The sequence below is a fragment of the Gynuella sunshinyii YC6258 genome (genome assembly GCF_000940805.1).
GTDB classification, from domain to species: domain Bacteria; phylum Pseudomonadota; class Gammaproteobacteria; order Pseudomonadales; family Natronospirillaceae; genus Gynuella; species Gynuella sunshinyii.
This window is the reverse complement of sequence record NZ_CP007142.1, coordinates 6,019,952-6,032,003: the sequence shown is the minus strand read 5'-3', so window position 1 is coordinate 6,032,003 and position 12,052 is coordinate 6,019,952. Positions and strand designations below refer to the sequence as shown.

Annotated in this window: 23 protein-coding genes and 1 pseudogene; all 24 read left to right on the top strand. The window is 46.9% G+C overall.

Annotated elements, in window-relative coordinates:
* Positions 1-36 precede the first annotated feature (36 nt).
* The 24 genes and pseudogenes from tuf (at position 37) to rpmJ (ending at position 12,018) form a co-directional block, all read left to right on the top strand.
* Positions 37-1,230: pseudogene (tuf, locus tag YC6258_RS25030) on the top strand (elongation factor Tu).
* 191 nt (positions 1,231-1,421) lie between these two features.
* Positions 1,422-1,733: a 30S ribosomal protein S10 gene (gene rpsJ, locus YC6258_RS25025; RefSeq protein WP_044619304.1), complete on the top strand. Its 312-nt coding sequence runs from the start codon at positions 1,422-1,424 to the stop codon at positions 1,731-1,733.
* Positions 1,734-1,822: 89 nt separating this feature from the next.
* Positions 1,823-2,455, top strand: coding sequence for a 50S ribosomal protein L3 (gene rplC, locus YC6258_RS25020; protein WP_044619303.1), 633 nt, complete (start codon positions 1,823-1,825; stop codon positions 2,453-2,455).
* 3 nt (positions 2,456-2,458) lie between these two features.
* The gene (gene rplD / locus YC6258_RS25015; protein WP_044619302.1) at positions 2,459-3,061 is read left to right on the top strand and encodes a 50S ribosomal protein L4; all 603 of its coding nucleotides are present in this window, start codon (positions 2,459-2,461) and stop codon (positions 3,059-3,061) included.
* Entirely contained in the window at positions 3,058-3,354 is a 297-nt protein-coding gene (gene rplW / locus YC6258_RS25010; RefSeq protein ID WP_044619301.1) for a 50S ribosomal protein L23, read from the top strand. The genes rplD and rplW overlap by 4 nt, the downstream gene beginning before the upstream one ends.
* A 17-nt stretch (positions 3,355-3,371) precedes the next feature.
* Positions 3,372-4,199 carry a 50S ribosomal protein L2 gene (gene rplB, locus YC6258_RS25005; protein ID WP_044619300.1) on the top strand — a complete coding sequence of 276 codons (828 nt, stop codon included), beginning with the start codon at positions 3,372-3,374 and terminating at the stop codon, positions 4,197-4,199.
* Between the two features lie 16 nt (positions 4,200-4,215).
* On the top strand, positions 4,216-4,491 hold the full coding sequence (gene rpsS / locus YC6258_RS25000) for a 30S ribosomal protein S19 (protein WP_044619299.1): 276 nt from the start codon (positions 4,216-4,218) through the stop codon (positions 4,489-4,491).
* 7 nt (positions 4,492-4,498) lie between these two features.
* Positions 4,499-4,831, top strand: coding sequence for a 50S ribosomal protein L22 (gene rplV, locus YC6258_RS24995; RefSeq protein ID WP_052830568.1), 333 nt, complete (start codon positions 4,499-4,501; stop codon positions 4,829-4,831).
* A gap of 14 nt (positions 4,832-4,845) precedes the next feature.
* Complete coding sequence (gene rpsC / locus YC6258_RS24990) at positions 4,846-5,532, top strand: 30S ribosomal protein S3 (protein WP_044619297.1); 687 nt, start codon at positions 4,846-4,848, stop codon at positions 5,530-5,532.
* Between the two features lie 13 nt (positions 5,533-5,545).
* Positions 5,546-5,959 carry a 50S ribosomal protein L16 gene (gene rplP / locus YC6258_RS24985; protein ID WP_044619296.1) on the top strand — a complete coding sequence of 138 codons (414 nt, stop codon included), beginning with the start codon at positions 5,546-5,548 and terminating at the stop codon, positions 5,957-5,959.
* Positions 5,959-6,150 (top strand): 50S ribosomal protein L29, encoded by a 192-nt coding sequence (rpmC, locus tag YC6258_RS24980; RefSeq protein WP_044619295.1) that lies wholly within the window; start codon positions 5,959-5,961, stop codon positions 6,148-6,150. The genes rplP and rpmC overlap by 1 nt, the downstream gene beginning before the upstream one ends.
* Position 6,151: 1 nt before the next feature.
* Complete coding sequence (gene rpsQ / locus YC6258_RS24975; RefSeq protein ID WP_044619294.1) at positions 6,152-6,412, top strand: 30S ribosomal protein S17; 261 nt, start codon at positions 6,152-6,154, stop codon at positions 6,410-6,412.
* A gap of 39 nt (positions 6,413-6,451) precedes the next feature.
* Positions 6,452-6,820 carry a 50S ribosomal protein L14 gene (gene rplN / locus YC6258_RS24970; protein ID WP_044619293.1) on the top strand — a complete coding sequence of 123 codons (369 nt, stop codon included), beginning with the start codon at positions 6,452-6,454 and terminating at the stop codon, positions 6,818-6,820.
* 32 nt (positions 6,821-6,852) lie between these two features.
* Positions 6,853-7,176: a 50S ribosomal protein L24 gene (gene rplX, locus YC6258_RS24965; RefSeq protein ID WP_044619292.1), complete on the top strand. Its 324-nt coding sequence runs from the start codon at positions 6,853-6,855 to the stop codon at positions 7,174-7,176.
* A gap of 11 nt (positions 7,177-7,187) precedes the next feature.
* On the top strand, positions 7,188-7,727 hold the full coding sequence (rplE, locus tag YC6258_RS24960; protein ID WP_044619291.1) for a 50S ribosomal protein L5: 540 nt from the start codon (positions 7,188-7,190) through the stop codon (positions 7,725-7,727).
* A gap of 8 nt (positions 7,728-7,735) precedes the next feature.
* A complete protein-coding gene (rpsN, locus tag YC6258_RS24955) occupies positions 7,736-8,041 on the top strand; it encodes a 30S ribosomal protein S14 (RefSeq protein ID WP_044619290.1) in 306 nt (101 codons plus the stop codon).
* 68 nt (positions 8,042-8,109) lie between these two features.
* A complete protein-coding gene (gene rpsH, locus YC6258_RS24950; RefSeq protein WP_044619289.1) occupies positions 8,110-8,502 on the top strand; it encodes a 30S ribosomal protein S8 in 393 nt (130 codons plus the stop codon).
* Between the two features lie 11 nt (positions 8,503-8,513).
* Positions 8,514-9,047, top strand: coding sequence for a 50S ribosomal protein L6 (gene rplF, locus YC6258_RS24945; RefSeq protein WP_044619288.1), 534 nt, complete (start codon positions 8,514-8,516; stop codon positions 9,045-9,047).
* 15 nt (positions 9,048-9,062) lie between these two features.
* A complete protein-coding gene (rplR, locus tag YC6258_RS24940) occupies positions 9,063-9,413 on the top strand; it encodes a 50S ribosomal protein L18 (protein WP_044619287.1) in 351 nt (116 codons plus the stop codon).
* A 10-nt stretch (positions 9,414-9,423) separates the two neighbouring features.
* Entirely contained in the window at positions 9,424-9,930 is a 507-nt protein-coding gene (rpsE, locus tag YC6258_RS24935) for a 30S ribosomal protein S5 (protein ID WP_044619286.1), read from the top strand.
* A gap of 5 nt (positions 9,931-9,935) precedes the next feature.
* Positions 9,936-10,121: a 50S ribosomal protein L30 gene (rpmD, locus tag YC6258_RS24930; RefSeq protein WP_044619285.1), complete on the top strand. Its 186-nt coding sequence runs from the start codon at positions 9,936-9,938 to the stop codon at positions 10,119-10,121.
* Positions 10,122-10,123: 2 nt separating this feature from the next.
* Positions 10,124-10,558, top strand: coding sequence for a 50S ribosomal protein L15 (rplO, locus tag YC6258_RS24925; RefSeq protein WP_044619284.1), 435 nt, complete (start codon positions 10,124-10,126; stop codon positions 10,556-10,558).
* Complete coding sequence (gene secY / locus YC6258_RS24920) at positions 10,559-11,872, top strand: preprotein translocase subunit SecY (RefSeq protein WP_044619283.1); 1,314 nt, start codon at positions 10,559-10,561, stop codon at positions 11,870-11,872.
* 32 nt (positions 11,873-11,904) lie between these two features.
* Complete coding sequence (gene rpmJ, locus YC6258_RS29305; RefSeq protein ID WP_082070888.1) at positions 11,905-12,018, top strand: 50S ribosomal protein L36; 114 nt, start codon at positions 11,905-11,907, stop codon at positions 12,016-12,018.
* The last annotated feature ends 34 nt before the right edge of the window (positions 12,019-12,052 follow it).

Here is a 12,052-nt window from a genome sequence, read left to right as displayed (position 1 = left end):
TTTGTTTGCGCAAACAAAAAACTGAGGGAAATTAACATGTCAAAGGCAACCTTTGAGCGTAAAAAGCCCCACGTCAACGTGGGCACAATTGGTCACGTTGACCATGGTAAAACCACGCTGACAGCGGCCCTGACGCGCGTATGTGCGGATGTATGGGGTGGCACGGCGGTGGCATTTGATGGTATCGACAATGCGCCAGAAGAGCGTGAGCGTGGTATCACGATTTCGACTGCCCACGTAGAGTATGACTCACCAAACCGTCACTACGCCCACGTGGACTTGCCCAGGACACGCTGACTACGTTAAGAATATGATTACTGGTGCGGCACAGATGGATGGTGCGATTCTGGTGTGTTCAGCAGCAGATGGCCCGATGCCTCAAACTCGAGAGCACATTTTGTTGTCCCGTCAGGTGGGTGTTCCTTACATCGTAGTGTTCCTGAACAAGGCTGACATGGTTGATGATGAAGAGTTGTTGGAACTGGTGGAGATGGAAGTGCGTGAGCTGTTGTCTCAGTACGATTTCCCAGGTGACGATACCCCGATCGTTATTGGTTCAGCGTTGATGGCGCTGGAAGGTAAAGATGATAACGAGATGGGCACTTCAGCGGTTAAGAAGTTGGTTGAAACTCTGGATGAATACATTCCAGAACCAGAACGTGCGATTGACCTGCCGTTCCTGATGCCAATCGAAGACGTATTCTCAATTTCTGGCCGTGGTACTGTGGTGACTGGACGTGTAGAGCGCGGCATTATCAAAGTTGGTGAAGAAGTTGAGATTGTAGGTGTTCGTGACACCACTAAAACAACCGTTACCGGTGTTGAGATGTTCCGTAAGCGCTGGACGAAGGTCGTGCAGGTGAGAACGTGGGTGTCTTGTTGCGTGGTACCAAGCGTGACGACGTAGAGCGTGGTCAGGTATTGGCGAAGCCAGGTACGATTACTCCGCACACTAAATTCGAATCAGAAGTATATGTTCTGTCGAAAGAAGAAGGTGGTCGTCATACTCCGTTCTTCAAAGGTTATCGTCCTCAGTTCTACTTCCGTACAACGGACGTAACGGGGGCGGTAGAGTTGCCAGAAGGCGTAGAAATGGTTATGCCTGGTGACAACATTAAGATGGTTGTAACGTTGATTGCTCCGATTGCAATGGATGATGGTCTACGTTTCGCGATTCGTGAAGGCGGCCGTACAGTGGGTGCCGGTGTTGTTGCTAAAGTAATCGAGTAAATAAAAGTTTGCTTAAAATGAAATAAGGCTCCGGAAGGGGCCTTTTTTTTACCTGGCGTTCTGTGGTGATGTTTTTATTTCCTGATAGTGTTTGTGTTGTTGACAGCCTTGTGGGTGATAAATATAATTCGCGTCCCCTAATTTCAGGGGAAATTCTAACTGCTGTTTAACAATTTTGGAGTTTTGGTCACATGCAGAACCAAAAGATCAGAATTCGCTTGAAAGCGTTCGATCATCGACTGATTGATGCATCCACTATGGAAATCGTCGAGACCGCCAAGCGAACTGGTGCTCAAGTACGCGGGCCCATCCCGTTGCCTACTCGTAAAGAGCGCTACACAGTCCTCATCTCTCCGCACGTGAATAAAGATGCGCGTGACCAATACGAGATTCGTACTCATAAACGTATGCTTGACATTGTTGAGCCAACTGAGAAAACAGTTGATGCGTTAATGAAGTTGGATCTCGCTGCTGGAGTGGATGTTCAGATTAGTCTGGGCTAAACCCTGGCAGATCTGAAATTCTCTGTGTAACAGTCCATAGCATGGGCGGCCATAGCGGGTATTAGCCCCGTACATAAGAGGTTGAAAAAATGTCTTTAGGTATTATCGGCTGGAAAGCGGGTATGACGCGCGTATTTGATGAAGCGGGTGCGTCTATTCCTGTGACAGTCCTTGAAGTGACCCCTAACCGGGTTTCTCAGTTAAAAACAGTTGAAACAGATGGCTATGTTGCTGTGCAGGTGACTGCTGGTAATAAGAAGTCCAGTAAAGTGACTAAGGCTCAGGCCGGGCATTTTGCTAAAGCCAATGTTGAAGCTGGTCTGGTTGTTAACGAGTTTCGTCTTGATGGCGAAGCTGAATACAAGCTAGGCGACGAAATTAGCGTTGCAATTTTCGAAGCTGGCCAAAAAGTTGATGTTACCGGTCAATCCAAGGGTAAAGGTTTTCAGGGCGCGGTAAAGCGTCATAATTTCCGTACTCAAGATGCTACTCATGGTAACTCCCTGTCTCATCGTGCCCCAGGTTCTATCGGTCAGTGCCAGACTCCAGGTCGAGTTTGGAAAGGTAAAAAAATGGCCGGTCACATGGGAGCAGCAAAAGTGACCACCCAGAGCTTGGAAGTTGTTCGCGTTGATCTAGAGCGTAATTTGCTTCTAATTAAAGGTGCTATTCCCGGTGCTACTGGTGGTCAGGTTATTGTTAAGCCGGCGGTGAAGGGGTAAAGCATGAATATAAACACTATTGGAGGCCAGTCTCTGGAAGTATCAGAGGCAACGTTTGGCAAAGAATTCAATGAAGCTCTGGTTCATCAGGTTGTAACTGCTTATTTGGCGGGAGCAAGACAGGGTACCAAAGCTCAGAAAACCAGAAGCCAGGTTTCAGGTGGTGGCAAGAAGCCTTTTCGTCAGAAAGGCACTGGTCGCGCGCGTGCTGGTACTATTCGTAGCCCTATATGGAGAGGCGGCGGTAAAAACTTCGCAGCAACTCCGCGGAATTTTGAGCAAAAAGTTAACCGGAAAATGTATCGCGGTGCTTTACGCTCTATCTTTAGCGAACTGCTTCGTCAGGATCGCCTGATTGTTGTAGATAGCATTAGTATCGATGCTCCAAAAACCAAGCAGTTTGTAGCCAAAATGAAAGAGTTGAATGTTTCTGATGCTCTGTTTGTTTCAGCAGAGGTAGATGAAAACCTGTTTCTGTCTGCGCGTAATGTTCCGCATGTTGATGTTCTGGACGTTGATGCAATTAATCCAGTAAGCCTGGTTGCATTCGAGAAGGTTGTTATCACCGTTCCTGCTTTGAAAAAGGTTGAGGAGGTGTTGGCATGAACGAAGAACGTATGCTGAAAATTCTTAAAGGACCACACATTTCTGAGAAAGCAACCGTTGTTGCAGATGGAAATGGCCAGTATGTATTTCGAGTGGTTAAAGATGCGACCAAACCAGAGATCAAAGAAGCTGTAGAAAAGCTGTTTGAAGTTTCTGTTGTATCTGTTCGTACGCTGAACCAGAAAGGCAAGGTTAAACGTACTGCTCGTGGTGTTGGTAAGCGTAGCGATATCAAAAAAGCTTATGTACGTTTGGCAGATGGTCAGGAAATCGATTTCCTGGGCGCTGAATAACAAAGGGGCTTGGAATAATGGCAATTGTTAAAACTAAACCAACCTCAGCGGGCCGCCGCCATCTGGTGAAGGTTGTAAATAAAGAGCTCCATAAAGGTGCTCCATATGCACCATTGCTTGAGAAAAACTCAAAGAATGGTGGTCGTAATAATTATGGACGGATTACTGTCCGTCACCAGGGTGGTGGGCATAAGCATCATTATCGTCGTATCGATTTTAAGCGTAATAAAGACGGTATTCCTGCGAAAATTGAGCGACTGGAATATGATCCAAACCGTTCTGCCAATATTGCACTGGTTTTGTATGCAGATGGTGAGCGCCGCTACATTCTGGCTCCTAAAGGCGTATCGGCAGGGGATATGATCGAAAGCGGTGAGCATACTCCCGTGAAAACCGGTAACACTATGCCTCTTCGCAGTATTCCTTTGGGGTCTGTTGTGCATAACGTTGAAATGAAGCCCGGTAAAGGTGGTCAATTGGCTCGTTCTGCTGGGACGTCTGTTCAGCTGGTTGCTCGTGAGGGTGCCCATGCAACCATTCGGTTACGTTCCGGCGAAATGAGAAAAGTACCGGCAGACTGCCGTGCAACTTTGGGTGAAGTTAGTAATTCTGAGCATAGTCTGCGTCAATTGGGCAAAGCTGGAGCCAAACGCTGGCGCGGTGTTCGTCCGACTGTTCGCGGTGTAGCGATGAACCCTGTGGATCACCCACATGGTGGTGGTGAAGGCCGTACTTCCGGTGGTCGTCACCCAGTCACTCCTTGGGGCGTTCCAACCAAGGGTTATAAAACTCGCACGAATAAGCGTACAGATAAGATGATCGTACGCCGTCGTACTAAGAAGTAATAAGGGGAAATAGGCCGTGCCACGTTCACTGAAGAAAGGTCCTTTCGTAGACCTGCATCTGATGAAAAAGGTAGAGGCTGCAGTAGAAGCTAAAGACAAAAGACCTATTAAGACTTGGTCTCGTCGTAGCACCATCTTCCCAGAGTTCGTTGGGTTGACTATTGCAGTCCATAATGGTCGTCAACATGTCCCTGTGCACATTACAGAAGACATGGTCGGTCACAAATTGGGTGAATTCGCTTTGACTCGTACTTATAAGGGTCATGGCGCAGACAAGAAAGCCAAGCGCTAAGGGGAGAATGATGGAAGTACAAGCAGTTCTGCGTGGTGCTCGTCTTTCTGCTCAGAAAGGTCGCCTGGTTGCAGATCAAATTAGAGGAAAATCAGTTTCAGAAGCGCTGGACTTGTTGGCTTTCAGTCCAAAGAAAGGTGCTTTGCTGGTTAAGAAAGTGCTGGAAAGTGCGATCGCAAACGCGGAACACAACGAAGGTGCTGATGTTGATGAGCTCAAAGTATCAACAATTTTTGTGGATGAAGGCTTGACTATGAAGCGCATTCGTCCTCGTGCCAAGGGCCGTGCAGACCGTATTTTTAAGCGTACGTGTCACATCACGGTCAAGGTTTCTGATTAAGAGGGGAATGTCAGATGGGTCAGAAAGTTCATCCTACCGGCATTCGATTAGGAGTGACCAAGGACCATACGTCCATTTGGTACGCAGATTCTAAGTCGTATGCCACAAAGCTATTGAACGATATCGAGGTTAGAGAATACCTCGAGAAGAAGCTTGAGAAAGCTTCTGTGAGTAAGATCGTTATCGAACGTCCTGCTCAAAACGCCAAAATTACCATTCATACGGCTCGTCCCGGAATTGTAATTGGTAAAAAAGGTGAAGATGTTGAAGTACTGCGTCAGGAACTGTCCAAAAAAATGGGCATCCCCGTGCATATCAATATCGAAGAAATCCGTAAACCGGATCTTGATGCCAGATTGGTTGCTCAAAGCATTGCTGGTCAGTTGGAGCGTCGGGTTATGTTCCGTCGTGCCATGAAACGTGCTATGCAAAATGCAATGCGCGGCGGTGCCAAGGGTATCAAAGTCATGGTTAGTGGTCGTTTAGGCGGTGCGGAAATCGCGCGTAGCGAGTCATATCGTGAAGGCCGTGTACCTTTGCATACGTTACGAGCGGATATCGATTATTCGACTTATGAGGCGCACACCACATACGGTGTGTTGGGTGTTAAAGTCTGGATCTTCAAAGGTGAAGTGTTGGGTGGTATCGAAGAAGTTCGTGCCAAAGCCAAAGCAGCGCCTAAGAAGAAAGGCTCTCGATAAGGAGAACTGATCGATGTTAATGCCTAAGCGTACCAAATTCAGAAAGGTACAGAAGGGTCGTAATCGTGGCTTGGCTTTGCGTGGTAGCAAAGTAAGCTTCGGTGAATACGCTCTTAAAGCCACAGATCGTGGTCGTATTACTTCCCGTCAGATTGAAGCAGCTCGTCGAGCCATGACCCGTCACATTAAACGTGGTGGAAAAATCTGGATTCGCGTGTTTCCTGACAAGCCGATTACCGAAAAGCCTTTGGAAGTTCGTCAAGGTAAAGGTAAGGGTAATGTTGAATACTGGGTTTGCCAGATTCAGCCAGGAAAGGTTCTGTATGAGGTTGAAGGTGTATCTGAGACTTTAGCTCGCGAGGCGTTTGCGCTTGCGGCGGCTAAACTTCCGGTAGCCACCACTTTTGTAAAACGGACGGTAATGTAATGAAAACTAGTGAAATTCGTGAAAAAACAGTAGTTGAGTTACAGGCTCAGCTGCATACGTTGCTTCGCGACCAGTTTAAACTCCGTATGCAAAAGGCTACTGGTCAGCTGCAACAGACCCACTTGTTGGGGCAGGTGCGTCGCAATATTGCGCGTGTTAAAACCGTAATTACAGAAAAGCAGGGTGGTTAATATGTCAGAGAGTAATGCCCGTACTGTTAGCGGACAAGTTGTCAGCAACAAGGGTGACAAGACTATTACTGTTCTGGTTGAACGTAAGGTTAAACACCCGATCTATGGCAAGTTCGTTAAGCGCAGTACTAAGCTGCATGCACATGACGAAAACAATGAGTGCCAGATTGGTGATACCGTTACCATTAAAGAGTCGCGTCCAATTTCCAAAACAAAAACTTGGAAACTGGTTAGCATTGACGAGCGCGCCGCTGGCGTTTAAAGCCAGCGCAGTTGGCGAAGAGCGGTTTGGAGAAAAGAAATGATTCAAACACAAACGATTTTGGATGTAGCCGACAACAGTGGCGCAAAGCGTGTGCAGTGCATTAAAGTGCTGGGTGGTTCTCACCGCCGTTATGCGAGTGTTGGCGATCTAATAAAAGTTTCCGTTAAAGAAGCAATTCCTCGCGGAAAAGTAAAAAAAGGTCAGGTAATGAACGCGGTTGTTGTTCGTACCAGGAAAGGAGTACGTCGTCCAGACGGGTCACTTATTAAATTCGATACCAATTCAGCTGTGTTGTTGAACAATCAGCATGCTCCAATTGGTACTCGTATTTTTGGTCCTGTTACACGTGAACTACGTACAGAAAAATTCATGAAAATCATTTCCCTGGCACCGGAAGTGCTGTAAGCACTAGACGGTTGCAGGAACTGAGGTAGAGAATGCGAAAGCTAAAGCAAGGTGATCAAGTTGTCGTTATTGCCGGTCGTGACAAAGGCACTAAGGGCAAGATCCAAAAAGTGATCAAGACTGATCGGAAGGGTGATAAGTTCATAGTGACTGGTGTGAACATGGTTAAAAAGCACCAGAAGCCAAATCCAATGACTAATCAGCCTGGTGGTATCGTTGAAAAAGAAGCGCCCATTTCGGCTTCCAACGTTGCAATTTATAACCCAGAGACTGAGAAAGGTGACCGTGTTGGATTCCGTATGGAAGACGGCAAAAAGGTGCGTTTCTTTAAGTCAAACGGTAAAACCATTTCTTAAGGAGCCGGACAATGTCTCGTTTAAAAGAGCTTTATAAGTCTGAAGTGTTACCGGCTCTGCTTAAAGAGTTTGGTTATCAGTCAGTTATGGAAGTGCCGCGTATTACCAAAATTACCCTGAATATGGGGGTTGGTGAGGGTGCTTCTGATAAGAAAGCAATCGAAAGCGCTGTTGAGGATATGCAGGCAATCGCAGGTCAAAAAGCTGTGGTGACCAAAGCACGTAAATCAGTAGCTGGTTTCAAAATTCGTGAAGGGTGGCCAATCGGTTGTAAAGTAACTCTGCGCAATCAGCGTATGTGGGACTTTCTTGATCGTTTGGTAGATGTAGCCCTGCCCAGGGTTCGTGATTTCCGTGGTATCAGCCCGAAATCTTTTGATGGTCGTGGTAATTATTCCATGGGCGTTCGCGAACAGATTATCTTCCCTGAAATCGAATACGATAAGGTGGATAAACTGAGGGGTATGGATATCACAATCACTACCACCGCTAAAACCAACGAAGAAGGTCGTGCTTTGCTCAAGGCCTTATCTTTCCCCTTTAAAGGTTGAGGTGAATTATGGCTAAGCAAAGTATGAAGGCGCGTGAACTGAAGCGCACGAAGACTGTAGAAAAGTATGCTGAAAAGCGTGCTTCTTTGAAAGCAATCATTCATAATGTGCAAGCTTCAGATGAAGAGCGTTGGGAAGCACAGATGGCATTGCAGAAATTGCCACGCGATGCATCTCCCGTTCGTCAACAACGTCGTTGTCAACGCACAGGACGTCCACATGCGGTGTACCGCAAGTTTGGATTGTCTCGAATCATGCTTCGTGAACACGCCATGAAAGGCGAGGTTCCGGGGCTTAAAAAAGCCAGTTGGTAAGCTTAATGGTCTGGACAGGGGCGGTTTAGCCTCTGTTACCGCATTGTGCTGCACAATGGAGAAAACACATGAGTATGCAAGATACACTGGCGGATATGTTCACTCGTATCCGTAATGCCCAGCAGGCTGGGCATTCCACTGTAACCATGCCTTCATCAAAACTGAAGGTGGCAGTGGCAAACGTCCTGAAGGACGAAGGTTTCGTAGAAGGTGTTGTCGTAGAGGGTGATGCAAAGCCTGTTATGACTGTGGCGCTTAAGTATTACGAAGGCAAGCCTGTAATTGAACACATCAAGCGCATTAGTACTCCCGGTCTGCGTCAATATAAAGGCGCTAACGATCTGCCTAAAGTGGCAGGAGGGTTGGGGATTGCGATCATTTCCACTTCTAAAGGTGTCATGACCGACCGTTCAGCCCGTCAGGCTGGTGTTGGTGGTGAAGTCATCTGTGAAGTTTTCTAAGGAGGTGGATAATGTCACGTGTTGCTAAGTCACCTATTAATATTCCTGCCGGCGTTGAAGTTAAGGTTTCTGGTAATCAGGTAACCGTTAAAGGCGCCAAGGGTAATCTGAGTCTGGATGCCAATAGTGCTGTCGAAGTCAAAATCGACGGAGCAGTGTTGACTGTTGCACCCAGAGAAAACAGTAAACAAGCCTGGGCACAAGCCGGTACGGCGCGCTCACTAATCAATAATATGATTGTGGGTGTTGCTGAAGGCTTCCAGCGCCGTTTGTTACTGAACGGTGTTGGTTATCGTGCTAAGGCATCAGGAAATTCTTTGAATCTTACTCTTGGCTTTTCGCATCCTGTTGATTATACCGTCCCGGCTGGAATTTCTATTGAAACTCCTTCTCAGACAGAAATTGTTTTATCTGGTTCAGATAAGCAATTGGTAGGTCAGGTTGCGGCGGAAATTCGTGCATTCAGACCACCAGAGCCTTACAAAGGTAAAGGTGTGAGATATGCAGACGAACATGTACGCCGTAAAGAAGCTAAGAAGAAGTAAGGTAGGGCAAAGTCGATGAATAGTAAGAAAGAATCTCGCTTGCGTCGGGCCCGCCGCACACGGTTAAGAATCCGTGAGCAAGGTGCTCACCGTTTATGTGTGAACCGTAGTTCCCAACACATTTACGCACAAGTAATTTCACCAGAGGGCGGTCGTGTGTTGGCTCAGGCCTCAACACTTGAAAAAGACCTTCGTGGTGAAGCCGGCTGTAATGTTGCAGCAGCTGCAAAGGTCGGTTCTCTTATCGCTGAGCGAGCAAAAGCCGCTGGCGTTGAAAAGGTGGCTTTTGACCGCTCTGGTTTCCAGTACCACGGTAGGATAAAAGCTTTGGCAGATGCCGCCCGTGAAGGTGGTCTACAGTTCTAAGGGGAAGATTATGTCCAATAATGAACTGCAACAAGCTGGCGGCGAAATGATTGAAAAACTGGTTCAGGTGAACCGGGTCGCCAAAGTTGTAAAAGGTGGTCGTATTTTTGCGTTTACAGCATTGACTGTTGTAGGCGATGGAAATGGAAAAGTAGGGTTTGGTCGCGGTAAAGCACGTGAAGTACCTGCTGCTATCCAGAAAGCAATGGATGCCGCTCGCCGCAACATGATTAGCGTACAGCTTGAAAACGGTACTATTCAGTACCCGCTTAAAGCTCGTCATGGTGGTTCAAAGGTGTATATGCAGCCTGCTTCTGAGGGTACTGGTGTGATTGCCGGTGGTGCGATGCGAGCAGTATTGGAAGTTGCCGGTGTCCATAACATTTTGGCTAAATGCTATGGTTCAACGAATCCAGTAAACGTTGTTCGCGCTACATACAAGGGGTTGCAGCAAATGCGTTCTCCTGAAGATGTAGCGGCAAAACGCGGTAAGTCCGTTGAAGATATTGTGGGGTAAGGTGAATGGCTAACAATACTATTAAAGTTCAGCTGTTTCGCAGCCCTATTGGAACCCAGCCTAAGCACAAATTGTGTGTGAAAGGTTTGGGACTAAGACGAATTGGTCACGTAGTTGAAGTTGAAGATACTCCGTCAGTTAGAGGGATGATCAACAAAGTAAACTACATGGTTAGAGTGGTAGGAGAGTAATCATGTATCTGAATACTCTGAACCCAGGTGAAGGTGCAAAACACTCACCTAAGCGTGTTGGTCGTGGAATTGGTAGCGGCCTGGGAAAAACAGGTGGCCGGGGCCACAAAGGTCAGAAATCTAGATCAGGTGGTAAAGTTAAGCCTGGTTTCGAGGGTGGACAGATGCCTTTACAGCGTCGCTTGCCCAAGTTTGGCTTTCAATCCCGCATTGCCAAGACGACTACCGAAGTTCGCTTAAATGAACTCGCTAAAGTCGAAGCTGATGTTGTTGATATAGCTGCTTTAAAGAAGGCAAATATCATCAATAACACTATGGTGAGAGCAAAAGTTATTCTCTCTGGCGAAATCAACAAGGCAGTGACAGTGAAAGGTCTACGAGTCACCAAAGGTGCTAAGGCCGCCATTGAAGCTGCTGGTGGAAAAGTCGAGGACTAAATGGCTAAAGGATCACTACCTTCAGGCATGCAGAGTGGTCTGGGCGAGCTTTGGGCTCGCCTACGATTTCTGCTGCTGGCAATCCTGGTATACCGGATCGGTGCTCATATCCCGGTGCCAGGTATTAATCCGGATACGCTAGCTGCATTGTTTGAAAGAAATAAAGACACCATATTGAGCATGTTTAACATGTTTTCTGGTGGTGCATTGGTACGGATGAGTATCTTTGCATTGGGTATCATGCCTTATATTTCTGCTTCTATTATTATGCAGTTGTTGACGGTGGTGAGTCCTCAGCTTGAACAGTTGAAAAAGGATGGGGAAGCCGGGCGTCGTAAGATGTCACAGTACACCCGATACGGAACCCTTGTTCTGGCTATTATTCAGTCATTTGCAATTGCAGCAGGTCTGGCAAGCCAAGGTGTTACGTTTGAAACTGGTCCTAGTTTTTACTTTGTAGCTACCGTAACGTTCACCAGCGGGACCATGTTTATGATGTGGTTGGGAGAGCAGATTACTGAAAGAGGAATTGGTAATGGTATTTCCATGCTGATTTTCGCCGGTATTGTTGCGGGATTACCCACAGCGGTGGGGCAGTCTTTCGAGTCCGCGCGCCAGGGTGAACTGAATATATTGGTGTTATTGGGGATTGCTGTATTTGCAATTGTTGTTGTTGCTTTTGTGATTTTTATCGAACGTGGCCAGCGTCGCATTACGATTAATTACGCGAAAAGACAACAGGGCAGAAAAGTATTTGCAGCACAAACCAGTCACCTACCGCTAAAAGTTAATATGGCAGGTGTTATACCTCCAATCTTTGCTTCATCATTACTGCTGTTCCCAGGTTCTCTGGCCAGTTGGTTTGGTCAAAGCAAAGGCTTGGAGTGGCTTCAGGACATTAATTTAATTTTGGGTCCTGGCCAGCCTCTGTATATTCTGTTATTTGCAATTAGCGTTGTGTTCTTCTGCTATTTCTATACTGCGGTTACTTTTAACCCTAAAGATGTAGCAGAGAATCTGAAGCGGTCAGGTGCGTTCATCCCGGGCATACGTCCTGGTGAGCAAACCGCCCGTTATATTGATGGGGTTTCAGCTAGGCTGACGTTCTTCGGAGCGCTGTATATAACTGCAGTGTCTTTGATGCCACAGGCACTGGTATTGGCAGCTAACGTACCATTCTATTTTGGCGGTACTTCTTTGTTGATCGTTGTTGTTGTGGTAATGGACTTTATGTCGCAGGTGCAATCTCATTTGATGTCTCATCAGTATTCCTCACTGATGAAAAAAGCCAACCTGAAGACAATTGGCCACTAATTGTTAGTGTCCGGTCGTAATTGGAGTTAGTAATGAAAGTACGTGCATCGGTAAAAAAAATCTGCCGAAACTGCAAGATCATCCGTCGTAACGGCTCGGTGCGCGTGATCTGCAGCGAGCCTAAGCATAAACAGCGCCAAGGATAATAATTTTCTTGATTTCCATGAAATCAGACATTAT